General features: G+C 51.3%; 23 protein-coding genes and 1 tRNA gene. 20 read left to right on the top strand and 4 right to left on the bottom strand.

All coding sequences use genetic code 11. The features are described from left to right. Positions 1 to 82 precede the first annotated feature (82 nt). Both clpX and VGN67_RS09420 read right to left on the bottom strand, forming a co-directional pair. Positions 83 to 1,324, bottom strand: coding sequence for an ATP-dependent Clp protease ATP-binding subunit ClpX (clpX, locus tag VGN67_RS09425; protein ID WP_327486559.1), 1,242 nt, complete (start codon positions 1,322 to 1,324; stop codon positions 83 to 85). A gap of 313 nt (positions 1,325 to 1,637) precedes the next feature. Next, positions 1,638 to 2,312, bottom strand: a complete 675-nt coding sequence (locus VGN67_RS09420) for an ATP-dependent Clp protease proteolytic subunit (protein ID WP_327486558.1) — start codon at positions 2,310 to 2,312, stop codon at positions 1,638 to 1,640. Positions 2,313 to 2,534: 222 nt separating this feature from the next. On the opposite strand from VGN67_RS09420, the gene VGN67_RS09415 reads away from it, so the two are divergent. Then, entirely contained in the window at positions 2,535 to 2,915 is a 381-nt protein-coding gene (locus tag VGN67_RS09415) for a helix-turn-helix transcriptional regulator (protein ID WP_327486557.1), read from the top strand. Positions 2,916 to 3,118: 203 nt separating this feature from the next. On the opposite strand, the gene tig is transcribed toward VGN67_RS09415, so the two are convergent. Next, the gene (gene tig / locus VGN67_RS09410; protein WP_327486556.1) at positions 3,119 to 4,465 is read right to left on the bottom strand and encodes a trigger factor; all 1,347 of its coding nucleotides are present in this window, start codon (positions 4,463 to 4,465) and stop codon (positions 3,119 to 3,121) included. 253 nt (positions 4,466 to 4,718) lie between these two features. Next, a tRNA-Leu gene (locus VGN67_RS09405) sits at positions 4,719 to 4,800 on the bottom strand. Positions 4,801 to 4,987: 187 nt separating this feature from the next. Here VGN67_RS09405 and VGN67_RS09400 point away from each other — a divergent pair. The 19 genes from VGN67_RS09400 to VGN67_RS09310 all read left to right on the top strand — a co-directional run bounded on the left by VGN67_RS09400 (position 4,988) and on the right by VGN67_RS09310 (position 25,571). Then, positions 4,988 to 7,237, top strand: a complete 2,250-nt coding sequence (locus VGN67_RS09400; RefSeq protein ID WP_327486555.1) for a RelA/SpoT family protein — start codon at positions 4,988 to 4,990, stop codon at positions 7,235 to 7,237. A gap of 96 nt (positions 7,238 to 7,333) precedes the next feature. Further along, on the top strand, positions 7,334 to 7,840 hold the full coding sequence (locus tag VGN67_RS09395) for a transcriptional repressor (protein WP_327486554.1): 507 nt from the start codon (positions 7,334 to 7,336) through the stop codon (positions 7,838 to 7,840). A gap of 146 nt (positions 7,841 to 7,986) precedes the next feature. Further along, positions 7,987 to 9,282, top strand: a complete 1,296-nt coding sequence (locus VGN67_RS09390) for an adenylosuccinate synthase (RefSeq protein WP_327486553.1) — start codon at positions 7,987 to 7,989, stop codon at positions 9,280 to 9,282. Between the two features lie 127 nt (positions 9,283 to 9,409). Further along, entirely contained in the window at positions 9,410 to 10,612 is a 1,203-nt protein-coding gene (locus VGN67_RS09385) for a glycosyltransferase (protein WP_327486552.1), read from the top strand. A gap of 115 nt (positions 10,613 to 10,727) precedes the next feature. After that, a complete protein-coding gene (locus VGN67_RS09380) occupies positions 10,728 to 11,969 on the top strand; it encodes a sulfite oxidase (RefSeq protein ID WP_414717301.1) in 1,242 nt (413 codons plus the stop codon). Next, on the top strand, positions 11,966 to 12,403 hold the full coding sequence (locus VGN67_RS09375) for a hypothetical protein (RefSeq protein WP_327486550.1): 438 nt from the start codon (positions 11,966 to 11,968) through the stop codon (positions 12,401 to 12,403). The genes VGN67_RS09380 and VGN67_RS09375 overlap by 4 nt, the downstream gene beginning before the upstream one ends. Then, positions 12,403 to 13,074 carry a hypothetical protein gene (locus VGN67_RS09370; RefSeq protein ID WP_327486549.1) on the top strand — a complete coding sequence of 224 codons (672 nt, stop codon included), beginning with the start codon at positions 12,403 to 12,405 and terminating at the stop codon, positions 13,072 to 13,074. The genes VGN67_RS09375 and VGN67_RS09370 overlap by 1 nt, the downstream gene beginning before the upstream one ends. Before the next feature lie 179 nt (positions 13,075 to 13,253). Beyond that, the gene (locus VGN67_RS09365) at positions 13,254 to 14,402 is read left to right on the top strand and encodes a hypothetical protein (RefSeq protein WP_327486548.1); all 1,149 of its coding nucleotides are present in this window, start codon (positions 13,254 to 13,256) and stop codon (positions 14,400 to 14,402) included. Between the two features lie 96 nt (positions 14,403 to 14,498). Continuing rightward, complete coding sequence (locus tag VGN67_RS09360) at positions 14,499 to 15,887, top strand: hypothetical protein (protein ID WP_327486547.1); 1,389 nt, start codon at positions 14,499 to 14,501, stop codon at positions 15,885 to 15,887. 106 nt (positions 15,888 to 15,993) lie between these two features. Further along, positions 15,994 to 16,515 carry a GNAT family N-acetyltransferase gene (locus VGN67_RS09355; protein ID WP_327486546.1) on the top strand — a complete coding sequence of 174 codons (522 nt, stop codon included), beginning with the start codon at positions 15,994 to 15,996 and terminating at the stop codon, positions 16,513 to 16,515. Between the two features lie 22 nt (positions 16,516 to 16,537). After that, complete coding sequence (locus VGN67_RS09350) at positions 16,538 to 17,383, top strand: MBL fold metallo-hydrolase (protein ID WP_327486545.1); 846 nt, start codon at positions 16,538 to 16,540, stop codon at positions 17,381 to 17,383. Positions 17,384 to 17,500: 117 nt separating this feature from the next. After that, positions 17,501 to 19,207, top strand: coding sequence for an AMP-binding protein (locus VGN67_RS09345; protein ID WP_327486544.1), 1,707 nt, complete (start codon positions 17,501 to 17,503; stop codon positions 19,205 to 19,207). Between the two features lie 190 nt (positions 19,208 to 19,397). Beyond that, the gene (locus VGN67_RS09340) at positions 19,398 to 20,129 is read left to right on the top strand and encodes an alpha/beta hydrolase (protein ID WP_327486543.1); all 732 of its coding nucleotides are present in this window, start codon (positions 19,398 to 19,400) and stop codon (positions 20,127 to 20,129) included. A 109-nt stretch (positions 20,130 to 20,238) separates the two neighbouring features. Further along, entirely contained in the window at positions 20,239 to 21,609 is a 1,371-nt protein-coding gene (locus VGN67_RS09335) for a sugar porter family MFS transporter (protein ID WP_327486542.1), read from the top strand. Positions 21,610 to 21,669: 60 nt separating this feature from the next. Further along, positions 21,670 to 22,872, top strand: a complete 1,203-nt coding sequence (locus VGN67_RS09330) for an alpha/beta hydrolase family protein (RefSeq protein ID WP_327486541.1) — start codon at positions 21,670 to 21,672, stop codon at positions 22,870 to 22,872. Positions 22,873 to 22,964: 92 nt separating this feature from the next. Continuing rightward, positions 22,965 to 23,930: a mechanosensitive ion channel family protein gene (locus VGN67_RS09325; protein WP_327486539.1), complete on the top strand. Its 966-nt coding sequence runs from the start codon at positions 22,965 to 22,967 to the stop codon at positions 23,928 to 23,930. A 51-nt stretch (positions 23,931 to 23,981) separates the two neighbouring features. Further along, positions 23,982 to 24,854, top strand: coding sequence for a cysteine synthase CysM (cysM, locus tag VGN67_RS09320; protein WP_327486538.1), 873 nt, complete (start codon positions 23,982 to 23,984; stop codon positions 24,852 to 24,854). A 122-nt stretch (positions 24,855 to 24,976) separates the two neighbouring features. Next, positions 24,977 to 25,210: a hypothetical protein gene (locus VGN67_RS09315; protein ID WP_327486537.1), complete on the top strand. Its 234-nt coding sequence runs from the start codon at positions 24,977 to 24,979 to the stop codon at positions 25,208 to 25,210. A 133-nt stretch (positions 25,211 to 25,343) separates the two neighbouring features. Then, entirely contained in the window at positions 25,344 to 25,571 is a 228-nt protein-coding gene (locus VGN67_RS09310; RefSeq protein ID WP_327486536.1) for a hypothetical protein, read from the top strand. Positions 25,572 to 25,574 lie beyond the last annotated feature (3 nt).

Genomic DNA, 25,574 nt, shown 5'->3' with positions numbered 1-25,574 from the left:
GTCCAAAATAAAGAAACTTTATCAAAAAAATACCCCCGCTCTTTCAGAAAGGCGGGGGTAGGGGGTAAGATTAGCGGATTAGCTATGCTACCGAGCGCAGCAGCGAAAGGGATGATTTCTCAAACTTATCGCGGGCGTAGTCCAGTGAAACCGTAAATTCCTTCACTTCTTTTATAGAAGGCAGCTCAAACATGGCGTCGGTCATGATGGACTCGCAGATAGCCCGCAAACCGCGCGCGCCCAGTTTGTAGGCATCGGCCTGGTCAACGATATAGTCCAGTACGTCATCTTCAAAGTGAATGTCGATATCCTCCATGCTGAACAGCTTTTTATACTGCTTCACCAGGGCGTTTCTGGGTTCGGTCAGGATACGCTTAAGGGTAGGGCGGTCGAGCGGGTCAAGGTGCGTCAGTACCGGCAAACGGCCGATCAACTCGGGTATCAGCCCGAACGACTTCAGATCCTGCGCCGTTACGTACCGCATCAGGTTGCCTTTGTCAAATATTTCAATGATGCGGTTGTCGCCCGAGAACCCGATAGGGCGGGTATTGATCCGCTTGGCAATATGGCGCTCGATACCGTCAAAAGCGCCACCACATATAAACAGGATGTTCTCCGTATTCAGGGCGATCATCTTCTGGTCGGGGTGCTTGCGGCCCCCCTGCGGCGGTACGTTCACGATAGAACCCTCCAGGAGCTTAAGCATGGCCTGCTGCACCCCCTCGCCGCTTACGTCGCGGGTAATGGAGGGGTTGTCAGACTTGCGCGACACCTTATCAATTTCGTCAATGTAGACAATGCCCCGCTCGGCGGCTTCCACGTTGTAGTCGGCGGCCTGTAGCAGGCGGGTCAGAATGGTCTCGACGTCTTCACCCACGTAGCCGGCTTCGGTTACGGTAGTGGCGTCGGCAATACAAAAAGGTACCTGCAGAATGCGGGCGATGGAGCGGGCCAGGAAGGTTTTTCCCGTACCGGTTTCACCTACCATAATAATGTTGGACTTCTCAATAATTACATCGTCGTCCGACACGGGCTGGGTAAGGCGTTTGTAATGATTGTAGACCGCTACCGCCAGCGTACGCTTGGCTTCATCCTGCCCGATGACGTACTGCTCCAGAAACTGCTTCATCTCGACCGGCGTAATCAGGTTGAGCTTGGGTAGCTTTGGTTTCTTTTCTTTCTTCTCCTTCGGGTTCATCTCTTCCATCACCACCTGATGCCCCTGCGTAATGCAGTGATTACAGATATGGGCATCTATTCCCGAAAGTAAAAGTTCCACTTCGTTTTTTCGGCGTCCGCAGAATGAACAACTTACTTGTGCCATTTCGTCAATTTATATAATAGAAAAATAAGAGTCAGCTGTCAGGTATTTAGGAGAATAGGCCCTTTGGTTGGGTAGTAGTATTCATTGTTTTCTGTCCTGCCCGTTGCAATATGACGCAGGAAACGAAGTTCCGGCCCCTGCCTTTCGCTTGTAGCGATTGGGAGTACTACCCCAACCCGGACAGAAAAGTTCGTAAAGTTCCGGTTTTTTGGTCGGCTAACCAAGCGGGCCGGGTACCAGGGCCTAAAAAAAAACCTGTAAGGCTCTCAGGGATACCTCACAGGTTTTTTCAGAAGGGGATAGTCCTCTTTTTTTATTTGTCGCGCGTAAGAATCTCGTCAATAAGACCATAGTCTCTGGCCTCACCAGACCGGAACCACTTATCCCGGTCCGAGTCTTTCTCAATGGTTTCCTTCGTTTGACCAGTATGCTTGGCCAGAATCTCGTACAACTCATCGCGCAGTTTGATAATTTCACGGGCCGTGATTTCAATGTCGGTCGACTGCCCCTGAGCGCCACCCGAAGGCTGGTGAATCATGACGCGGGCGTGGGGAAGCGCGGCCCGCTTACCGGCGGCTCCGCCGGCCAGCAATACGGCTCCCATCGAAGCCGCCAGGCTGGTACATACGGTAGCTACGTCGGGACGAACGTACTGCATGGTATCATAAATACCCAAACCGGCGTACACCGAGCCACCGGGGCTGTTGATGTACATCAGGATATCCTTCTTGGCGTCGGCCGACTCCAGGAACAGCAGCTGGGCCACTATAATATTGGCAATATTGTCGTCTACGCCGGTACCCATAAAAATAATGCGGTCGGCCATCAGACGGGAGAATACATCAACCTCGCGGAAATTCATGGGGCGCTCTTCAATAACGGCGCGGGTCATGTTTTCAACGGTGTGTTTTACGTAGCCGTCTACGGTCAGGCCATTCATGCCCAGGTGGTGTACAGCGTATTTTCTAAATTCGTCTCCGTGATTCATTCCTATTCATTTAATGATTTTGAAAATGACAAGTTGAAAATAAGTGATAACAAAAACAACCAAAACCACAAAGACTTAGTTTCGCATGAATGTTCTGCGGCTTTGGGTTGTTCTTTACAAAAATGGGTATTATTTCAGATTATCCTTATCGGCAAGACTGATAAATAGTCGGAACAACCGATAAGGCGACTTTTACAGACCACTAATGATTCCGGAATGGGTATGCAAACAGTAGCTAACTTACCAGAGCGCCTGCGCCAGTTACGCCTACAGAAAGGCTTATCGCAGGAAAATATGGCCGACACGCTCGGTCTGTCTACTACGGCCTACGGTGATATCGAACGCGGCCGCACCGAACTGACGCTGTCGCGGCTGGAAAAAATTACACAGGTACTTGAGGTACCCCTGCCGGAACTACTAGGCTGGTCAGCCGCAGGTACCCTGACCGAAACCGAATGGCTGCACCGGGAAAACCAGCGCCTCAACCTCGAAAACGCCCAGTTGCGCCAGGCGCTGGAACAGTGGCAGCGTAAGTTTCAGGAATGGGTAGCGGCGGCCCTGGTTCGTAAAGCCCAGGAAAGCCGGGAGAAGATTGGGTTTTAAAGGGCTTTAAGCGGTAGGCTGTATGCTTTAGGCATTTTTGCTTAGAGCTTTCAATTGTTTACGAGTGGTAAAGTGGTACCAGGAAGCCTGTATTAGTATTTAGAGGTACCTCTTATAAAAACGGCGGGCCGGGGCAAATTGCTCCGGCCCGCCGTTTTTATTTATTGTAGTACTTATCAGAAACCAGGGAAGCCCCAAGCTACTTACTCTTTGTCCTCGCCGCGGGCTATGCGCTCAAACTCGCTTACTTCGACGGTCTGCTCATCGGTAGCTATCTGGTCCCGGATTACGTCAAGTACCTTGCTGTCAAATACCTGATTGAACACGTTAGAGTAGTTGTCGCGCTCTTTGTCAGCCAGGTACCCGGCCGCGATGCGGTCAATGGTATCCTTCATGCTGTCGTCTTCGCCGTACATGCCAAACTGGCCACGTACCATATTGCGGGTGTATTCGAGCAGTTCGGGGTACTCTACCTTTACATCATGCTTTTCAGCAATCTTATTTTTGATCAGGCTTAGTTTCAGCGATTTCTCAAAATCGTCGTACTGTTCTTCAATCTGCTCACGGCTGAACTTGCCTTCGTTGCTGCGCTCGAGCCAGTCCTTCAGGAAGTCGGCCGGCAGCTCAATGGAAACAGAGTTCAGCAGGGCCTGCTCCATATCGCGGCGAAGCAGGGTTTCGGCTTCGCGGGCGTAGTTGCTCTTGATTATTTCAAGTACCTTTTCGCGGAACTGCTCTTCGTTTTCTACTTGACCCGGTCCGAGTACCTTGTCAAAAAACTCCTGGTTTACTTCGGCGGGGGCGGTGCGGGTAATATCTTCTACCACAAAGGTAAACTCACCCGAAAGCTGCTCCACGTCTTCTTTTTTCTTGCCGGTCACGTGGGCAATGGCCGAAGCGTCAGCAAAGGTATTCTGGATATCGAAAGTAAGGCTGTCCCCTTTGTTTATGCCTACAAACTTAGACAGGCTCTCGGCGTTAAGCTGCCTGGTCGGGATGGCCGTTTTGGTCGAGAACTCCGACGACTCCTGCTTCAGCTCTCCGTACAGCATATCACCTTCTTCGGAAACCTCCGGATGGCTGCTGTCGGCAAAGCGCTCGCGCAGGTTGGTAAGGGTACTTTCCAACTCCTGCTCGTCGGCGTTGATGGTGTAGTGAGGTACCGCCGGAATAGTACTGAAATCAATTTCAAAGTCGGTGGCCAGCCCCAGGTCGTACACAAACTCAAATTCGGTCTGCTGGTCCCAGTCGATGGCGGCCGCTTTTTCGCGGTCGGGCAGGGGGTCACCTACTATCTGAAGCTTGTTATCACGGATATAGTCGCTCACGGCGTGGCTAAGCATATGGTTTACTTCATCCACCAGAATGCTCTTGCCATACATACGATTTACAACATGCGTAGGTACCTTCCCGGGCCGGAACCCTTTCAGATTGACCCGCTTGGAGTAATCTTTGATGGTTTTATCTACCTTGGGTTGGTAGTCTTCCCGGGTAAGCATCACTTTGAGCGAAGCCGTGGTCGGCGAGCTCTTCTCTAACAGAACTTCCATTGGTTAGTTATGCAGTTATATTAAAATAAAAATCCTATAATTCAAGTTACTTACGGACAGGTTAATAATCGGGTACTCTCCTTTTTTCTTCCTGCATTGTACGCCCGGGGAAAGGGCTTTTTTCCAAAGAAATTAAAACAGAAAAGCCCTCAAAACTAACGGTCTGAGGGCTTTTGACGGGTTTGCTACGGAGCTATTCAATACTAATAACAACTTATAGTAGGGAATATAGGCCCCGTCCACCCTATTTTCGTACGGGCGGAGGGAATCGAACCCCCACGCCTTGCGGCACTAGATCCTAAGTCTAGCACGTCTACCAGTTCCGCCACGCCCGCGTTTGGTAATCAGCTCCCCGAAAGGAGATAATTGATTTTGGGAGTGCAAAGGTAAATATATATTTATAAATGTTCCTAATTTTTGGGCAAGTTTTAAGCTTTTAAAAATTGCTATTGTAATCCGTCAGGTAATCCGTTATTTTGGTACAAAGAGTTTCAGAAAAAAAAGAAACATGTGGAAGCTATTGTGATTGATCTCGAGCAGGAGCGGAAAGAGATACTTAAAAGATACCGAAAGCTGTTGCGTACAGCGAAGCCATATCTTAAGGACAACGATGCCAAGCTAATCAAAAAGGCTTTCAATACCTCCGTAGAAGCTCATAAAGAAATGCGCAGGAGGTCGGGAGAGCCGTATATTTATCATCCGTTGGCCGTAGCGCAGATCGTGGTGGAGGAGATTGGGCTGGGGACCACGGGTATTGTGTCGGCGCTGCTGCACGACGTGGTCGAGGACACCGATATGTCTATTGAGGACATTGACCGTATGTTTGGTAAAAAGGTAGCTCAGATTATCGACGGGCTAACCAAAATCTCCGGAAAGTTTGAGTACGGCTCGTCACAGCAGGCCGAGAACTTCCGGAAGATGCTGCTGACGCTGTCGGACGATGTGCGCGTGATCCTGATCAAGCTGGCCGACCGCCTGCACAACATGCGTACGCTCGACAGCATGCCGCGCGACAAGCAACTTAAGATAGCCTCCGAGACTATATATATATACGCACCATTGGCGCACCGCCTGGGGCTGTACGCTATTAAGTCGGAGCTGGAAGACCTCTACCTTAAGTACACCGAGCCGGAGGCCTACCGCGCCGTGGCCCGCAAACTCCGCGAAACCAAAACGGCCCGCGATCGCTTCATTGCCCGCTTTACCGATCCCATCGAACACGACCTTGACGAGGCCGGATTCAAGTACGTTATTAAGGGACGTCCCAAGTCTATTTATTCCATCTGGAATAAAATGCGTAAGCAGAACAAGCCCTTTGAAGAAATCTACGACTTGTTTGCTATCCGGATTATCCTGGATTCTCCCCCCGAGTTTGAACGCGAAAAAGCTTTCTGCTGGCAGGCGTACTCTATTGTTACCGATCATTTCAAGCCCAATCCGGACCGGCTCAAAGACTGGATAAGTACCCCCCGGGCCAACGGCTACCAGTCGCTGCACTCGACGGTGATGAGCAAGAGCGGACAGTGGGTAGAGGTACAGGTCCGGACGGCCCGTATGGACGAGATAGCCGAAAAAGGTTACGCCGCCCACTGGAAGTACAAGGGTAACAACACCAACGTGCGCGGTAATATCGAAACCTGGATTAACCAGGTGCGCGAAACGCTCGAAAACGGCCTGGGCGACAAAACCGCCGCCATTGAGTTTCTGGACGAATTCCGGAGCAACCTGTTTACGGAAGAAGTATTTGTATTTACACCCAAGGGAGAGCTGAAAGTACTGCAGCGCGGCGCCACCGCCCTGGACTTTGCCTTTGATATTCACTCGGAAGTAGGGGCCCGGTGTATGGCGGCTAAGGTAGGAGGTACCCTGGTACCTATCAGCTACGTCCTGCACAACGGGGATCAGGTCGAGATCATTACTTCCAACAAGCAAAAGCCCAATGAGGACTGGCTCCGGATTGTGGTTACCTCCAAGGCACGGGGGCGCATTAAAGAGTACCTCAAGGAAGAAAGCCGCCGCTACGAAATAGACGGGCGGCAAGTGACCGAGAAAAAACTGAAAACGCTGGGGGTTGAGGTCAACCACGAAGTTATTAACCAGCTACGCGCTTTCTTTGAATGCAAAACCCCCGCTGATCTTTTCTACCGGCTTGGGAAAGGCTACATTCACCTGGATGAGCTTAAGAAGTTTAAAAAGTACAAAGAGGCCAAAGACCGCAAGAGCAAGATTAGTCCCGAGGAGGCACCGGATGGAAAAGCTTTTACCAGTCTGCTTAAGAATATCCACGGCGACCGCGCCGACAGCGACACGCTGCTGATTGGGGAGGATATGGATAAAATTGACTATAAGCTGGCCGCCTGCTGTAACCCCATCGCCGGAGACGATGTTTTTGGTTTTGTGACAATTAACGAAGGCATAAAAATTCACCGTACTACCTGTCCCAACGCCGTGGAGCTGATGTCCAAGCACGGCAACCGGGTCATTAAGGCCAAATGGAAGTCCCAGAAAGAAAAGGCGTTTCTGGCGGGACTGCGTATTACCGGCACCGACCGGATGGGTCTGGTCAACGACGTAACCCGTATTATATCCAATGAGTTGAATATAAACATGCGGGGTATTACCATTGATACCAAAGACGGGGTCTTTGAAGGAGATATCCGTTTGTACGTGCAGGACACCAAGCACCTGGATATGCTCATTAACAAGCTCGACCGGGTCGACGGCGTTTTTAAAGTACTACGTTTTGACGCTAACCTGAACGCCGTATCCTGAGAATGAACCCCCAAATAGCAAATGACGTTATGGATTGTTGGACTTGCTGTGATTTAAGTCTAAAAACCACGTAATTTGCACCTGATTATGGAAGCTATGCCACAAGGACGTAAAGCCAACCTGGATGCCGCCCGAAAAATTCTGACGGCTCACCTCGAAAACAAGGGGCTCCGAAAGACGCCGGAGCGCTTCGCGATACTGGAGGAAATATATATGCGCGAAGACCACTTCGATGTGGATGAGCTGTATATTAGCATGAAAAATAAAAAGTATCGCGTAAGCCGCGCTACCGTTTATAATACCCTGGATGTACTGGTAGACTGTGACTTGGTAACGAAGCACCAGTTTGGTAAAAACCTGGCGCAGTACGAAAAGTCGTACGGCTTCAAGCAGCACGACCACCTGATCTGTACCGAATGCCACAAAGTAATGGAGTTTTGTGATCCCCGCATTCAGTCCATTCAGAACATGGTGGGCGAGATGCTGCACTTTAACGTAGTACATCATTCCCTGATTTTTTACGGGAGCTGTACCCGGTCCAACTGCGAGAATAAAAAGGATATTCCCGAAGAAGAGCCCATGGGACAGGTAACCGAAGATTAAAAGCCCTCAATGTATACTTCATCAACGCTATCTGTACTGATTCTCCAACATACTTTAATATTTATACGACGTAGATAGGCACGCAAATGGGTGCCGGGGAGCAGCAGACTCTTATCAGCGTTCGGGTACTTAAATCTAACTAGTGAATGAAAGTTGACGTATTACTTGGTCTTCAATGGGGAGACGAAGGAAAAGGTAAAATTGTGGATGTACTGGCCCCCCAGTACCAGGTTGTAGCCCGGTTTCAGGGTGGCCCCAACGCTGGCCACACTCTGGAATTTGACGGACATAAACACGTACTTCATCAGATTCCTTCGGGCATTTTCCGTACCGACATCCAGAATATAATCGGGAATGGCGTAGTACTGGACCCTATTGTGTTTCGCAGAGAAATAGAAGGCCTGGCCAAATTTAACCTTGACCTGAAAAAAAACCTGTACGTTTCAAAAAAAGCGGCCCTTATACTACCTACGCACCGCCTGCTGGATGCGGCCTACGAAAGCGCCAAGGGAGAGTCCAAAATAGGCTCCACCCTCAAGGGCATTGGGCCTACCTACTCGGACAAGATTGCCCGCCAGGGACTGCGCGTAGGGGATATTCTGTCGGCCCGCTTCCGGGAGAAGTACCAGAAACTGGTGGAGGCACACCGGGTAATTCTGGACTTTCACCAGTTCGATTACCAGGACCTGTTGCCGAAGGCGGAAGCAGATTTCTTTGCGGCGGTGGAATTTATGAAAGAATTTGCCCTTGTCGAGAGCGAATACATGGTCAATGAGGCGCTGGAACGCGGGCAGAACATTCTGGCCGAAGGTGCGCAGGGCTCGCTGCTGGACATTGATTTTGGGTCGTACCCCTTCGTTACCAGTTCCAATACCATGACCGCCGGAGCCTGTACCGGTTTGGGCGTTTCGCCCCGCCAGATTGGGGAGGTGTACGGTATCTTCAAGGCCTACTGTACCCGGGTAGGTAGCGGTCCTTTCCCGACCGAACTACTCGACGAAACCGGAGAGCGCATGCGGCAGGAAGGCCGTGAGTTTGGCTCCACAACCGGACGCCCGCGCCGCTGCGGCTGGCTGGATCTGCCCGCGCTCAAGTACGCTATTATGATCAATGGCGTGACGCAACTGGTCATGATGAAGGTAGACGTACTCAATATTTTTGATACTATCCGGATATGTACCCACTACCGCCTGCCCGACGGTACCGTTACGGAACAACTACCCCACGACCTGTGCGATACGGATGTTGAGCCGGTATACCGCGACTTTGGCGGCTGGCAGCAGTCCCTGGACGCCATCCACGGATTTGACGAACTACCCGCCGGGCTGGCCGCTTACGTGGAATTCCTGGAAAATGAGCTGAAATTACCCATTCGCTTTATTTCTACCGGCCCCGATCGGGAAGCACTCATTCATCGTGAAACCCCTAAGCTGGTAGGCTGAGAGGATGACATTGGCCCGGGTTTGAACAGAAAAGATAAACCCGGGCCCCGTTTTTTCTGTTCAGGATTGAGGCTTACTGGTAATTAAATATCCACACTGACATATAGGTATGGCTGTCCGCAGTAGTATGAAGTTTCTGGTTTTTGACACCATACTGAATGGCCATCATTCCGATTATATTACCTGTTTAATTGAGTACTGGTGCAATAACACCATGCCCGGGGAGCTAATCGTAGTGACACCCCGTGGTTTAGGAGCCTCTCTGCCAGCCGACTACACGGCCTCAACCCGCCTTACCCTCATTGAACTGACCGACCAGGAACTTCGGCAGGCGCAACAAGCCTCCCGGATAAGTCGCGCCTTTGCCGAGTGGAATCTCTTTGTAAGGTATGCCGAAAAAATTCGTCCCGACCATGCGGTGCTCATGTACTTTGACCTGTTTCAACTGGGCGTTTGGCTGGGCAAGAAATCGCCTTGTCCGGTATCCGGAATTTATTTTCGCCCCAGTTTTCATTATACTTCCCCGGACACTGCACCTACTTCATTTAGAGAAAAATCAGTAATACTAAGAAAAAAGTGGGTACTTAAAGGCGTCCTCACCAGCAGCGCTCTTACTAATCTTTTTTGCCTGGATAAGTCCTCGGTACCCGCCATTCAGGCAATGACAAATCGGGTTAGGGTAGTACCCCTAAGCGATCCCGTAAAGCGATACGACGTAACTGCCGCGGAAGTAAAAGCCCTGAGAATGTCCCTGGGGGTAGAAGACCACCGTACTGTATTTCTGCTGTTTGGCTACCTGGACGACCGCAAAGGCATAGAGCCGATGCTGGATGCCATCCGTTGCCTGCCCGAAGAAGAAAGCGCCCGGCTTACCCTCGTTTTGGCCGGTCCTATTACAGAAGCGTATCAAAAGACCGTGGAGGATCATCTTTCGTCGATGAATAGCAGCGCGCAGATAGTCCGGTACTTTAAGGAAATAAAGGGTACTGCCATACAGTTGCTTTTTGAAATGTCAGATTTTGTGCTGACACTGTACCAGAAGCACGTTGGCATGAGTTCAATTATGGTAAGAGCAGCCTTGTCCCAAAAGCCCCTCATCTCCTCTGACTTCGGCTATATGGGGTCGCTGGTAAAAGCGGAAAAGCTGGGAATGACCGTCAATTCTGAATCAGCAGAGTCGATCAGCCGGGCGCTTCGCCAGGCCCTCCGTGGTGAAATTACGTATTCAACGGCTGCCATGCAAAAGCTGGCCGAACAAAATACCTCACTGACTTTTGCTCAGCAAATCTTTGGTACGATCACCCCGGACAAGACTCCTTCCACGCCCTAACGGCAGCCATTCCAGCGAATACCAGGAAGCTAAAGGCAAGGTTTCCGGATAGATTTACGTTTCTCAAATAGTAATTATTCCTAACTTTGGGTAGTAACCATTCTAAAAATTCCCTGTGGTGTCTTCTAATTCCTACTTCAATCGACGTGGTTTTTTGAAAAAGAGTACCCTGGCTGCTATGACTGCCGCCTTAGGTACTGAGATTGTGTTTGCCGACAAGCTTCCTAAAGGGTACCTGCCTCTGATTTTTGATGAGAAAGATGCGCTGAAAGGTAAACACGCCGACATGATTGTACTGAGCGAGCGGCCCTGGAACGTAGAAACGCCGGTACACCTGCTGGACGATAAAGTAACGCCCGTCAGCAAGATGTTTATCCGGAACAACGGACTGGTACCTGAGCGGGTGGATGCTGCTAACTGGACGCTTACTATTAACGGAGAGTCGGTTAAAAAAGCAAAAAGTTATACGATTGACGAGCTGAAGAAGCGTTTTAAACCCTATACCTACCAGCTGACGCTGGAATGCGGTGGCAACGGCCGTGCTGGCTTTGTGCCTACTGCTTCGGGCAACCAGTGGGGGGATGGGGCCGTACATTGCGCCGAATGGACGGGCGTACGGCTGAAGGATATTCTGGCGGATGTAGGTATAAAAGACGATGCGGTGTACATCGGGTACTACAGTAAAGACCTGCACCCCAGCCGCGACCCTAATAAATCAGCGATATCGCGGGGAGTACCTATCCGTAAAGCGCTGGAAAACGAAACGCTGGTAGCCTGGGCGGTTAACGGACAGCCCCTTCCGGAGTTTCATGGGTACCCGTTGCGGCTGGTCATTGGAGGCTGGCCGGCTTCAGTATCGGGTAAATGGCTGCATACCATCGCCGTGCGAAACAAAGTACACGACGGTGCCAAAATGGAGGGCACCAGCTACCGCGTACCGCGTTTCCCCATTCAACCGGGAGAAAAACTGGACGCAACCGACGAAAATTTTAAAATCATAGAAGCCATGCCGGTCAAATCGATGATTACATTCCCGAAGTCGGGGGCTATGATCGAAGCGGGTAAAAAGCTGCCCGTGCGGGGGCACGCCTGGGCGGGCGACCAGCAGGTAAAAACCGTGCAGCTGTCTGTTGATTACGGCGCAACCTGGCAAACTTGTAAGCTGGAAGCCCCGGTAAACCGGCTGGCCTGGCAGCACTGGTCGGCCGACGTGCAGTTCCCGACTAGGGGGTACTACGAAGTATGGGCTCGCGCTACCGATGATAAGGGAGTAACCCAGCCGATGCTTGTACCGGCCTGGAATCCGGGAGGGTACCTGAACAACGCCTGCCAGCGTATAGCCGTAAAAGTAGGATGAAAAAAATAAAACAACAGGGAATTGTCCTGATAACCGGGCTGTCGCTTGCCCTGTTCCTGCTGAGTGCTTTTCGGCAGGATGGAGAGGGGCGCGCGTCTGCGCAGGTACCTAAAGCTGTCGTTATGAAGGCTGATACTTCAAAGAAAGATCCGGATACCGGCCTGGTACTGGACGAAAGCCTGATGATGGTGAAGGCGCAGTGTACCAGCTGTCATTCGTCCAAACTGATTACCCAAAACCGCTTTACCCGCGACGGCTGGCAGCAAAAAATACGCTGGATGCAGGCCAATCATAATCTGTGGGATCTGGGCGAATCGGAGAAGGTAGTACTTGACTACCTTGAAAAGTACTACGCTCCCTCGCCGACCGCCTCGGGCAGTGCGCGCCGGGCACCGCTACATGGGATTGAGTGGTATCCTCTTAAACTGAAGTAATGAGTAATACTCCCGCTTTCTATCAAACACTTTTTCAGTACGATACCCTGTTCAGGGTAGAGGAGGAGCTTAGCGCGCTGCAAGTACCTGCCGCGCCCAAAGAGGCACCCGCGGCTATCTCACCACCTGCCGTCCAGATAGATAATTCTCCGGTAGATGCTCCCCGAGTGGATGCTCCCCGAGTGGATACTCCCGGAGTGGGTGCTCCCGGAGTGGATACTCCCGGAGTGGATACTCCCCCTGTTATTGCACAGCAAAGCCCCCCGGCTACTCCACCTCCGGCAGTGCCATTCCCGGCCCTCAGGCACCGGGTACTGGTACTGGTAGATGAACCAAAACAGCCGGAACTGATCGCTTCGGAAGCCATTCTGCTGGATAAAATTCTGAAAGCCGTGGGGCACTCGGCCGATGAAGCTGATATTATCAACCTGAGTTATTTACCCACCGCCGACGCCCGCTCTGTACTGGCCGGTAAGCTAACCAATCATTTCATCACCTTTGGGGTACCGCTCATCAAGCTACAGCTCGATCTGCTGCTACCGCCCTACACCCCCAAACAGGTAGAGGGAATCTGGTTTTTACTGGCTGACCCTCTGGTTGTTATTGAAGAAGATAAAAATCTGAAAAAACGCCTTTGGTTAGCCCTCCAGAAAATGTTTGCCGTCAGCTGACGCAGCGGCAAATAGTGACCGGCCATCACAATATTTTTGTTTCTTTCGCTGTTTTGGAAGATAATCGCACAGTGATTATTGCCTTTGGTTTGCGTTGCTTCATAAGCCATTACAAGTCAAGGTAATATACGCGGTTTGTTAGGTATTAATTCAGTTATACACAGTACTACTATATTTTTATGGCTACTATTTTGGAGCGTATCACAAAACTTTTCAGAGCGTCAAAGCCCGGTGACCTCGATTACTACGACGACGAGGCCGAGCCCAGTCCGGCGCCGCAGGCGCCCGTAGCAACTGGAAGGGGAGCAGTAGAGGCTCCCGAACAACCGGCACCCCTGCAACCGGTTAGGGCAGAGGCAGTACCTGCCGCGCCTCAGCCGGAGCTCAGCCTTCAACCGATTGAAACACCGAAAATAGATATTCCCTACTGGCTTGAAGACGAAGACACGCTTCGCGATGAGGGGGTATTGTTTGGACTGTCGGAGTCGGAGCCTACCGAAAAAACCGATATTATTCACAATTACTTCGCCCATTTGGCAGCTGACCACGAACGGGCCATTGAGCAGCAGAACGAGCGGGTGCAGGAACTGAACCTGTTTATCGGGCAGAAAGAAAACCGGATCGAAGAGCTTACCGGCAAACTTAAACAACTGGAAGAAAACCGGCCGGACGGCGAACATAACCTGCCCCGTACGCTGGTAGGGCTGGCGCTATCAATAGCGATGTGCGTAGGCAACTATTACCTAATTGAAGAAACCCTGCGTCCCAACTTCGCTACCAGTTCATTCATTGCCCTTGGCGTGTTTCTGGCGGGGATGTTTAACCTTTTTGGGGGTATTTCCCTGTTTCATGATGCCGACTCCAGCGTGACGCGGCGACGACTGCTGGAAGAAGTAGGGATGCCCTTTGCGGCGGCCCTGTTCGTGCTGGCTCAGGCCTGGCAGCACCAGGTCTGGTGGCAGGCGGTATCTCTTTTTGTCTTTGTTTTCTTCCTGTTTCTGTTTGCCGGTAAGCTGTTTCTTAGCAACATTACGGTACTGCGTCAGGACCTGCGGGTGTGGCTGGGCAGGCAGCGTGAACAGCGCGAGGCAAACGGTCATACCGATTCCTGGGAGGAAGAGATCAAGCAGCTTCGCGGGGAAATAGACGAGCTACGCGTACAGAAGTGGCAGGTACTTAAGCAGCAGGGTGAAGCCGAAACCGAATGTGACCGCCTGTACGCCCGTCGCGACATGCTCATAAAATTATTCGAAAGCGAATTCTCCCTGGCGCGCCGCATGAAAGGCCGCCTGAGTGAGCGACAGCTCCGCGAAATACGCGGGCAGTAGCCGGTAGTGGGAGGGCTTGTCTGTTAGGTACCTACCCCTGCCGGAATTACTATTGATTAGAAAATGTTAGTAAGAAATTAACATAAAAGAGCACCAATGGAGGATCAACATCCCAATCAACATCCCGACTATCAGCACGGCTACACGAGCGGTATTGAGGGAGTAGACCGGCAGGTATACGAAGCCTACCTGTCGAGCAAGGTGAGCCATGAGTGGGTAACGGAGCGTCTGGAAGAAAAAAGGACCGAGTTAGGAAAGATAGAGAGCCGCAAGCAGGATACACTTGCCCAGCGTAAGGCCGCCTTTGACCGTATGCAGGAACAACTTATGGGGCTCAATCAGTCATCCCGCCGGGTAAAAGAACTGGAAGATACCCTAGCTACTACCGACCAGCGCAGCCAGACCCTGCGTGAAAAACGGGAGAAGGCCGCTAACGATTATTCCCTGCTGGCCGGTATCATATTTCTGGCGGCCGGTATTTCATTTATTCTGGGTGACCTTATTATCTCGCACGAGATTGTAGCCTATGCCCTTAATATCCGGAACTCTACCGAAGCCTGGGCGTTTGCCATTGGTCTGGCGATGGTGTCCATTCTGCTGAAGCCCGCGTACGACCGTCTGATCGAAGGACCTTACCATACCGACGATTCCCCCCGGGCCAAAAAACGCTATGGAACCTTTAAGGTGGTACTGGCGGTATTTGCCATAGGTACCTTGCTGGTACTGGGCTGGTTCCGCTACGAAGCCTACCGAACCGACAAGCTCAAGGAGGCCATCAATAAGTCAGTTAAGAATTTACAACTGAATGCGGTAGACCCGCTCACGGGTGCTCCCATCAACAGCCCTGAGCTGACCAACAAAATTGAGCAGGCTCTGCGGAATTCTGATAACCTTAACCTCGACCTGGTTAACAGCCCCTGGGCTTTACTTTCCTTTGTGCTGAGTGGAGTACTGTTTGCGATAGCGGGTGCGGTGTCGCTGGGAATGGCTTTGCCCATTCTGCAGGGCTTCTGGTACCGCTGGCTCCAGATAGACCCGCATCTGTGGAAGCTGAAGCGTCGCCGGAAGCGGATACTGAAAGAACTGGCGGCTCAGGAGAAAATTCGGGCGCAACAGATGGTTCAGAAAAACATTATGGAAAATGACCTGACTACCCTGCCTACGCTGGACGAGCTGAAAAACGAAGAGCAGCATCTGCGGGTCGAAATTGAGCGGCTGGAGGAAGATCGCAAGCTGGCCTTTACCGATAGCCGTATCCATTCGTACAGCGATGGCTACCTGCGCGGGGAAGTAGTGCGTGATATTATGACGGAGGAAGAATATGAACAGTGGCGCAACAGCCACCTGACCGTTTCTAACCTGGCGCTAAGGGCCAAGTCCAATGCTACCGACCGCGCGGTACCCCGTACCCGTAGCACCGGTATGCGCCCCCACCAGGCAATCCGCAAGGCTATCACCGACCGTTTTGATCAGGAAGGTACCTAAATAAAAACGAAGACGAAGCCTTGTCTCCCCGTGCTGAAGGAAGTACTCTTCCGGTAGCACGGGGATTTTTTTTATATTGACCAGGAATAACTACCCGCATACAAAAATGATAGAAACTCCCCACCTGCACCTGATCCCCTGTGACGATACCCTGTTTGAAGCCATCCGGATGGGTAATAACGTTTTAGCGCGTGTGCTGGGCGTCAATGTACCTAAAAAATGGACGGGCTACCGCGACGTATTTACCCCCTCGTTTCACCGGTGGAAGGCGCATCCTCCCCTGCGCGACTGGTGGACCCACCTGATTGTACACCTGCCGGATAGAATGCTGATAGGTTCGTGCGGCTACAAGGGCGAGCCCGACGCCGACGGAATCGTCGAGATTGGCTATGAGATACGGCCTTCCCATCGGGAGCGGGGGCTGGCTACGGAGGCGGCTCAGGGCCTGATTGACCACGCCTTTGCGCACGGGGAGGTCAAGAAAGTGATAGCCCACACGCTACCCGGCGAAGGCCCCTCTACCCGTATTCTGAAAAAACTGGGCTTTGTACGTACCGGTGAGTTAGAAGACCCTGACGACGGCCTGGTGTGGCGCTGGGAGCTCAAGAAAGAAGATTTCATTAAATAAAAACTATCTCCTAAAGCTACGTATGACCCTGATTCCGGCTTTCCAGAAAGACGACGCCCTACTGGCCACTATACAGAGTACTAAAACCAGGGAGGAAGGCTTCCGGCTGTGGTGGCTGGGGCAAAGCGGTTTTCTGCTGCAGTACCGGGGCCGCCACCTGCTGTTTGACCCCTACCTGTCGGACTCCCTAAGCAAAAAGTACGCGGCTACCGACAAACCCCACGTACGGATGAGCGAGCTGGTTATAGATCCCGCCCGACTGAACTTCCTGGATGTGGTCACCAGCAGCCATAACCACACCGACCACCTCGATGCCGACACCTTACAGCCCATCCTGGCCGTTAATCCGGGTATTGCCTTTGTTATACCCGAGGCCAACCGGTCTTTTGTTGAGGAGCGGGTCGGGTGCCGGAAGGACTTTCCCACGGGCATGAATGATACCTTTGTCAAGGATGTGGCGGGCTTCCGTTTTTATGGTATTCCCGCCGCGCACAACGAACTGGAGCGCGACCTGCTGGGGCAGTGCCGGTTTATGGGGTACGTGGTAGAATTTGGTCCCTACCGCGTGTACCATAGCGGTGATACCCTCTGGTACGAGGGCCTGGAGGACCTGCTGGCACCTTTTGCTGTCGATGTGGCTTTTCTGCCCATCAACGGCAACCGGCCCGAGCGGCGCGTAGCGGGCAATCTCAGTGCCGAAGAGGCCGCCCGTCTGGGTCGGGAAATTGGGGCTGGCTGCGTGGTACCGCACCATTATCACCTGTTTTCATTCAATACTGAAGAACCCGGGCAGTTTGTACAGGAGGCGGAGCGCTACCAGGTACATTACCGGGTACTGCGGCTGGGCGAGGGGATGCAGGTGCCATAACAGGCTGAAAACAGAAATTTGAGTTTCAGAAATGGTATATATCCAATATTTTTTTAACTTGAAGCATCATTTTTCGTTATCAAAGAAAATCCATAACTATTCTAGCAGCACATACCTATGTCAAACCTAACCTCTGAAACGTATCCCTGGTTGAAGTACTATCCCCAAGGGGTACCTTACGAGATAAATCCGGACGCGTATCCTTCTCTGATAGAGATGTTGGAGGAAGGCTTTACGAAGTTTGCGGATCAGCCGGCTTACTCCAATATGGGTAAGGAGATAACTTTTGCTGAAGTAGACAAGCTTTCGCGCGATTTCGCCGCTTATCTTCAGGGCCTGGGCCTCCAGAAAGGCGACCGGATTGCCATTCAGATGCCGAACCTGCTTCAGTACCCCGTTGCCATGTTCGGAGCCCTGCGGGCGGGCCTTACCGTAGTCAATACCAACCCACTGTATACCCCGCGCGAAATGCTGCACCAGTTCAAGGATTCGGGTGCGCGGGCCATCGTTATTCTGGCTAATTTTGGTAGTCACCTCGAGAAGGTACTTCCCGAAACCGGCATTGAGCACGTAATCGTTACCCAAATCGGCGACCTGTTGGGATTCCCCAAAAAACTGGTTGTAAACGCCGTGGTGAAGTACGTTAAGAAGATGGTACCTGCCTACAACCTGCCCACTGCCGTAGCTTTCAACGATGCCCTGGCCAAAGGAGCCAGTGGTACCTATACGCGTCCGCAGGTTTCGGGTCAGGACATGGCTTTTATTCAATATACCGGCGGTACTACGGGGGTATCGAAAGGAGCCATGCTTACGCACCGCAACCTGATTGCCAACGTAGAGGCTAATAACGAGTGGTCCAAACCTGTATTAAAAGACCAGCCGGGGCATATTATGGTAGCGGCCCTGCCGCTGTACCACGTGTACGCGCTTACTGTCAATGCCTTATCGGCGCTTAAGTTCGGAGGTTTGAACCTGCTGATCACCAATCCGCGGGATATGAATGCCTTCATTAATGACCTGAAAAAGTACCAGGTTACGATGTTTACCGGAGTAAATACCCTGTATAACGGCTTGCTGAATCACCCGCGCTTCGGGGAAATAGATTTTTCTAAACTAAAAGTAACCTCAGCCGGAGGAATGGCCCTGCAGAAGGTAGTGGCGGAGCGCTGGCGTCAGGCCACGGGCTGTCTGCCCGCCGAAGGGTACGGTCTTTCGGAGACTTCGCCGGTACTGTCGTCGAACCCGCTTCTGGGAGAGAATCGGGTAGGTACCATTGGAGTACCCTGGCCCAGCACCCAAATGCGCATCCTGCGGGAAGATGGTACCTGGGCCGATATAGGAGAGTCCGGTGAAATATGCGCGCAGGGGCCGCAGGTTATGCCCGGCTACTACAACCGCTCCAAAGAAACCGCCGCTGTTATGCACGAAGACGAAAGCGGAAGGTGGTTCAAAACCGGTGATATTGGCATTCAGGATGCCGACGGCTTCTTTAAAATTGTGGATCGGAAGAAGGACATGATTCTGGTTTCAGGCTTCAACGTGTATCCCAATGAGATAGAAGACGTGATGGCGCAGTGCCCGGGGGTACTTGAGGTAGCCTGCGTGGGAGTACCCGACGAGAAAACCACCGAAGCGGTAAAGGTATTCGTTGTAAAAAAAGACCCGGAGCTGTCCCTTGAAACCATCAAGAGTTATTGTCGCGAAAACCTGACGGCCTATAAATGCCCCAAGCATATTGAGTTCAGGGATGAACTTCCCAAGACCAATGTGGGTAAAATCCTGCGCCGTGCCTTGAGAGACGAGGAGGTCGCAAAAATGAAGTAGTAACCAAAAAGCTTCTATTTTATAGCAATAAGGAGTACTTTACCCAACCGAATGCGCATGGTTCAACCAGAATTATGCGCATTCTGGTTTTTAACAACCACTACCAATCAGGTTATAAAGACGAAAGAATACCGACGGGTTTATTTTTTGAAAAGAGATTAGTTATATCAGTCAACAAACAATAGGAACCATGAAATTATATAGACAGACCCTCGTACTCCTGCACGGACACGGGGTGGACGATGCTATCTGGGATGATTTGGATGCACTATTGAATGAATGCTGTACCGTTATCCGACCCAATCTATCGCTGCTTTCTTCCTGCCATAGTATGGAGGCCTACGCGGACGAACTGCACCGGCTGCTTTCTACCGCCGGGGTTACGAGATGTACCCTGGTGGGCCATTCGATGGGGGGGTACATAGCCCTTAAGTTCGCTGAAAAGTACCCGGCTATGCTGGAAGGCTTCGGCTTGTTTCATTCCATCGCCTTTGCCGATGATGATTCCAAAAAGGAACAGCGGGAGAAGATCGTTGAATTACTCCGCACGCAGGGGGCTCAGTCTTTCTTAAGGCATACCGGCGCCAATATGTACGGACAGCGGTACAAGGAACTCTATCCGGAAAGGGTGCAGGAACATATTGTACGCTACGGAAAGCTACCAACGGAGGCGCTGGTAGCTGGTGTGGAAGCCATGCGGGAGCGGACGGAGGGGACGGAAGTACTGGCCAGAATGCCTTTCCCGGTTCTATTCATCATTGGAATGCAGGATGATATCATTCCCTTTGAGCGTAGTATGGAAATGGTAAGCTACCCCAAAAAGAGCTACCCGATGATTCTGGCTGAGGCGGGACACATGGGTATGGTAGAAAGACCGGATGCCTCCGCCCGGATAATACACTGGTACATGGACCAGATTTAAGTACTTTATTTTTGTTGGTATAAAGTCCGCCCGATACGCATCCGGCGGACTTTTTTCATTTTATTTGTAAAATGTAGACCTTAACCTACTTCAATCCCGTCACAGCTTTATGTCAACAACTTCTACTTCCACCAATCTTCTGGTTTATGTCATTGCTGCGGTGGCAGCTACGGGAGGGCTCCTGTTCGGGTACGATACGGGAGTAATCAACGTGGCGTTGCCTTCGCTCAAAGCGTATTTTCAGTTAGAGGACTCCCCGAGTACGGTGGGCTGGATAGTGAGTGCGGTACTGGTGGGAGGTATGATAGGACCCTTTATCAGCGGTCCGCTGACAGACCTGCTGGGACGGAAGAAAATCAACATTATTGCCGCTATTGTATTCGTATTGGGGTCTATCCTGACGGCCGTAGCGCCTTCGGTAGCTATCCTGATTCTGGGACGACTGCTGCTGGGTCTGGCTATTGGTATTGTGGCGGCTACCATTCCCCTGTACATTGCCGAAATCGCCCCGGCTAATAAGCGCGGGCAGATGGTAACTTTCTTTCAACTGGCCATTACGCTGGGTATTCTGCTTTCTTACGTAGTAGGTTTTCTTTTCGGCGAACTGGCCGACGGCTGGCGTACCATGTTCTGGGCGGGTTTTATACCAGCGGCCATTCTGCTGGTTGGTATGCTGCTGGTACCCGAAAGCCCCCGCTGGCTCATTAACAAGGGAAGGGGTGAGGAGGCCATGGCCGTACTAATCAGGCTGCGGGGCGAAGCCAACGCCCGCACTGAGTACCAGCAAACCATTGAGCTTATTGAGCGGGAGCGCCTGAGCCGGGCCGACTGGAAAGAATTGTTCAGCCGTCGGCTCCGCATTCCTTTGTTTATTGGTATCGGTATCTTTGCCATCCAGCAGTTTTCCGGTATTAACGCCATTATCTACTACTCCACAGATATTTTTAATTCGGCCTTCGACTCTACCCGCAACGCTACCCTGGCTACGGTAGGGGTAGGTCTGGTCAATGCGTTGTCTACGCTGTTAGCCGTATTTTTTCTGGATCGCCTGGGACGTAAGCCATTACTTTATACGGGGCTACTGGGTACGGCCGTGGCCCTGGCCACGGTCGGTTGCGCGTTTCTTTTCCGGGAGTCGCTCAGCAGTGATCTGCAGCAGACCCTGCTGGTGGGCGGGGTTTACGTCTATATTTTCTTTTTTGCTATAAGCCTGGGGCCCATGGGTTGGCTGCTGATTGCGGAAGTATATCCTTTGCGTATCCGGGGCTTCGCGACCAGTATGGGTAGTTTCAACCACTGGTTTTTTGATTTCTGGGTAGGTTTTACGTTTCCGCTTATGCAGGCAACCGCCCTGGGGCTCAACGGGGGTATCTTCTTTATTTATATGGCCGTAGTACTGCTCGGACTCCTTTTTACCAGGTACCTGGTACCCGAAACAAAAGGCCTGAGCCTGGAAGAAATAGAAGGAAAGTGGAAGTAAACGAAAAAAGGGTGGCCTGCGTTATAGGTTACGAGAACTAACTCTTTTAGCTGTATTTTCATGAAAAAACTACCCAAGGCACTACCTCTGGCAAAAATGTGGGGTTTGGTATTGTGGGGTCTGCTGCTTTTACCTTCCTGCGACCGCGACAATTCCAGTACCGAGCCGCAGAATAAATATTTAGTAGAAAGTAAACTTCTTACCGAGTTAACCAAAGAGCAACTCAGTAATCAACTGGCGGCTTTGAGCCCCTTGCTGGCCGGTTTGGTGCGCAACGGCGTAAAAGTCCACCGGATTACCTACAAAACCAAGAATACTGACGGTGCTGAAATAACCGCTTCGGGAGCCATTGTACTTCCTGCTATTACACAACCCGCTCCCATGATCAGTGTACAACATGGTACCATACGGAGCGAGTCGGAGGCACCCTCTAATTTTAGTCCCGGAACGGAAGCTTACGTGGCCGGATCGCTTTTCAGCGCTCTGGGCTATATAATTGTTTACCCTGACTACATTGGTTATGGTGCTTCCAAAGACGTTCCACACCCCTATGAGCACCGGGAAAGCCTGGCGTCGGCTTCGCTGGATATGCTGCGGGCGGCCAAGGAGTTTCTGAAAGAACAGAAGGACGTAAAGTGGGACGACCGCCTGTACATTACCGGCTACTCGGAAGGAGGGTATGCTACCATGGCCCTGCAGCAGAAACTGGAGCAGGAAGCCGCTGGGGAGTTTAATCTGCGGGCCTCCAGCGCAGGAGCGGGAGCGTATGATAAAACTTCTTTTATGAAGTACCTGGTCAATAACCGGACGAGTGGTGAGGCTAGCCGTAACTCGTTGTACCTGTGGGTACTGCTCACCTACGACCGCGTGTACGGTCTAAATCGTTCGGCCTCGTACTATTTTAAGGAGCCTTATGCCACCCAAATTCAGCAACGAGGGAAAGATGCTTCTATTAATGTGTCGCTGAACGAAATAATCACGGATGAGTTCAGGAAGAGCCTGGCGGATGGTACCGACAAGAAATTTCTGGACGCGGTGGCTGATAATAATGTATACGACTGGAAGCCTGCTACTCCTACCCGCCTGTACCACGGCGACTCGGACCGGCTGGTATTTTTCTTTAATTCGGAGAATGCTTATAACGCCATGAAAAAGCGCGGAGCCGCCAACGTTACCTTGTTCCCGATCCGGGGTGGCGATCATGATACTTCTATTGACAAGTTTCTGCTGGGAACACTAGAATTTTTTACAGCAATTCAGTAATTTGTTTTTATAGTCAGATTCCCGGTTTGCCCATAGTTTGTAAATAGCTATGGGCAAATTTCTGAAGAACAATCAGAAGATTCCAGAGCATTATGATACCACTGCATATTTTGCTGCAGGCCAATACCCCGGCTATTGCCAAAGGGGCCGAGAAAATCAGTCAGGGGCTTCCCCGCGAACTGCGGCAATTTCTGGAATTTACTCTTCTGAAGGTCAACAGGTACGAGATTAATGTCTTTGATGTTTTTCTCATCCTGGCCCTCATTTCAGCGGGACGACTGCTGGTGTGGCTTATTTCGGGGGTACTTCGGCGTCGGTTTTTTCGTCGTAATCAGGTAGATCAGGGACGGCAGGAGGCGGTTATACAGCTTGTTAAGTACTTTATCTATACCATTGTATTTGTGCTGGGGCTGGAAGTGGCCGGCGTGCAGATATCCATTCTGCTGGCTGGTTCGGCGGCCTTACTGGTAGGTGTAGGCCTGGGACTTCAGCAAACATTCAATGATCTGGTATCGGGCCTGATCCTGCTTTTTGAGGGAAGTATCAATGTGGGTGACATTGTAGAACTGGACAATGGCCTGGTGGGGCGCGTCACGGATGTAGGGTTGCGTACATCAAAGCTGGAAACCCGCGACGCCATCGGAATCATTGTCCCGAATTCCAAGTTAATCAATAACAATATTATCAACTGGTCGCACAACCGCTCGCTGACGCGCTTTATTATTGAGGTAAATGTTTCTTACCGCAACGACCCCCGGCGGGTAGAGAAGATACTGCTGTCCAGCGCCCAGGAGCATAAGGAGGTAGCGCAGAATCCGCCGCCTACCGTGCGTATCATGGATTTTGCGGAGTCGGGCCTGCAGTATGAGGTGCTGTTTTGGTCGTACAGCGCGTGGCGCATTGAATACATTAAGAGCGAAATCCGATTTGTGATTTTTGAGCGGTTTCAGGAAGCAAAAATAGAAATACCCTACCCACAACGGGATATCAATCTGCATTTTGGCTGGGAGGATTTAATTGAAAAAGTAAAAGGTAAAAACGACAACCCCAACTCCTGATTACCGGACGGTCCGCTGTAGGAGCGGTACATAGGTAGTACTTAAACTAAAATGGCAACAATCCTTGATTTAGTAGGCAACACCCCCCTGGTCGAACTGACTCACCTCAACCCCAACCGCAACGTACGTATCTTTGGAAAGCTGGAAGGCAACAACCCCGGCGGCAGCGTCAAAGACCGCGCCGCCCATAGCATGATCAGCGGAGCTATTGAGCGGGGAGAATTAAAGCCGGGCATGAAGCTTATTGAAGCTACCAGCGGCAATACCGGCATAGCTCTGGCCATGATAGCCCGCCTGTACGATATAGAAATAGAGCTGGTTATGCCCCAAAACTCCACCCGCGAGCGGATATTAACCATGGAAGCTTTCGGCGCTACCGTTACCCTCACCGAAACCATCGAGAGTGCCCGCGACTACGCCGAGCAAAAAGTGCAGGAGGGCGGCTTCCTGATGCTGAACCAGTTTGCCAACCCCGACAACTGGCGCTCCCACTACCGTACTACCGGACCGGAGATATGGCAGGCGACCAACAAGCGCGTCACTCACTTTGTATCAGCTATGGGTACGACGGGTACCATTATGGGTACTTCGCGCTTTCTGAAAGAACAGAACGAAAACGTACAGATCGTGGGTTGCCAGCCAACCGATGGCTCCAGCATTCCGGGCATCCGGAAATGGCCTCAGGAGTACCTTCCCAAAATATTTGAAGCCGAGCGCGTAGACCGGGTAATAGAGGTATCGCAGGAAGACGCGACGATTATGGCCCGGCGACTGGCCCGGGAAGAGGGCATCTTTGCCGGTACCAGTAGCGGAGGTGCGGCCTGGGCGGCTATTCAGCTGGCGCAGGAGCTGGAAGAAGGCCTGATTGTATTCATCATCTGTGACCGCGGCGACCGCTACCTGTCGAGTGATTTGTTCGGGTAATTTCGGCCTGGTGCTGGAGTAGTACTTGGGGTAGGAATATGTAAAAATAAGGTAACATAATTAGAATTAGACGGTTAATAAATTGTAGCCACCAGTTTATTAACTTTAAATCTTATTTAATTATGAAGACATTACAACGCTATTTCTATACACTTCTGCTTATGGTACTCTCTACAGTATTTTTTTCTTCCTGTTCCAGGAATGTATTACGCGATAGCAACGCGAGCATCGGGAAGTACGATGTGGCCAACATAGACGGTTGCCAGTACATAGTCGTAGAGAGCTATCGGAATAAAGAGGGCGTGGCCATGGCCCACAAAGGGAACTGTAATAATCCTATCCATAACCGCCGGTAGTGGAAAATGACAATAACAAAAAAGCCCCTATGCATGTCAGCAGAGGGGCTTTTTTGTTGTTTGACGATGAGCAAATTAAATGAAAAAGTATCTTAGGCCGTAGTATCAGAAAGCCTATTTGAATAGCCAAGTCATGAAAAAATTCCTTAATTCGTTTTACGTACTTCTACTAGCAGGGGTATCGCTACTAGTCGCTTCCTGCGCCGGACCTAATAAGCTCCGTAATGCCAACTCGAATATTGGCCAATACGACATTACCGTTATTGATAACTGCCAGTATATAGTGTTAAGACAGGGGGAGGCCGGCACGAGCATTACCCACAAGGGAGACTATACCAATCCCATTCATCCGCGCCGATAAGTA

Source organism: Telluribacter sp., assembly GCF_035998675.1.
Taxonomy (GTDB): Bacteria; Bacteroidota; Bacteroidia; order Cytophagales; family Spirosomataceae; genus Telluribacter.
This window is presented reverse-complemented; position numbering and strand designations above follow the sequence as displayed.

Coding starts and splice junctions, on each gene's coding strand:
- VGN67_RS09395 (WP_327486554.1), top strand. CDS start 7,334: ATGCCACAAGGACGTAAAGCCAACCTGGATGCCGCCCGAAAAATTCTG.
- clpX (WP_327486559.1), bottom strand. CDS start 1,324: ATGGCACAAGTAAGTTGTTCATTCTGCGGACGCCGAAAAAACGAAGTG.
- tig (WP_327486556.1), bottom strand. CDS start 4,465: ATGGAAGTTCTGTTAGAGAAGAGCTCGCCGACCACGGCTTCGCTCAAA.
- VGN67_RS09340 (WP_327486543.1), top strand. CDS start 19,398: ATGAAATTATATAGACAGACCCTCGTACTCCTGCACGGACACGGGGTG.
- VGN67_RS09385 (WP_327486552.1), top strand. CDS start 9,410: ATGAAGTTTCTGGTTTTTGACACCATACTGAATGGCCATCATTCCGAT.
- VGN67_RS09375 (WP_327486550.1), top strand. CDS start 11,966: ATGAAAAAAATAAAACAACAGGGAATTGTCCTGATAACCGGGCTGTCG.
- VGN67_RS09325 (WP_327486539.1), top strand. CDS start 22,965: ATGATACCACTGCATATTTTGCTGCAGGCCAATACCCCGGCTATTGCC.
- VGN67_RS09360 (WP_327486547.1), top strand. CDS start 14,499: ATGGAGGATCAACATCCCAATCAACATCCCGACTATCAGCACGGCTAC.
- VGN67_RS09420 (WP_327486558.1), bottom strand. CDS start 2,312: ATGAATCACGGAGACGAATTTAGAAAATACGCTGTACACCACCTGGGC.
- VGN67_RS09350 (WP_327486545.1), top strand. CDS start 16,538: ATGACCCTGATTCCGGCTTTCCAGAAAGACGACGCCCTACTGGCCACT.
- VGN67_RS09315 (WP_327486537.1), top strand. CDS start 24,977: ATGAAGACATTACAACGCTATTTCTATACACTTCTGCTTATGGTACTC.
- VGN67_RS09355 (WP_327486546.1), top strand. CDS start 15,994: ATGATAGAAACTCCCCACCTGCACCTGATCCCCTGTGACGATACCCTG.
- cysM (WP_327486538.1), top strand. CDS start 23,982: ATGGCAACAATCCTTGATTTAGTAGGCAACACCCCCCTGGTCGAACTG.
- VGN67_RS09310 (WP_327486536.1), top strand. CDS start 25,344: ATGAAAAAATTCCTTAATTCGTTTTACGTACTTCTACTAGCAGGGGTA.
- VGN67_RS09330 (WP_327486541.1), top strand. CDS start 21,670: ATGAAAAAACTACCCAAGGCACTACCTCTGGCAAAAATGTGGGGTTTG.
- VGN67_RS09335 (WP_327486542.1), top strand. CDS start 20,239: ATGTCAACAACTTCTACTTCCACCAATCTTCTGGTTTATGTCATTGCT.
- VGN67_RS09365 (WP_327486548.1), top strand. CDS start 13,254: ATGGCTACTATTTTGGAGCGTATCACAAAACTTTTCAGAGCGTCAAAG.
- VGN67_RS09370 (WP_327486549.1), top strand. CDS start 12,403: ATGAGTAATACTCCCGCTTTCTATCAAACACTTTTTCAGTACGATACC.
- VGN67_RS09415 (WP_327486557.1), top strand. CDS start 2,535: ATGCAAACAGTAGCTAACTTACCAGAGCGCCTGCGCCAGTTACGCCTA.
- VGN67_RS09345 (WP_327486544.1), top strand. CDS start 17,501: ATGTCAAACCTAACCTCTGAAACGTATCCCTGGTTGAAGTACTATCCC.
- VGN67_RS09390 (WP_327486553.1), top strand. CDS start 7,987: ATGAAAGTTGACGTATTACTTGGTCTTCAATGGGGAGACGAAGGAAAA.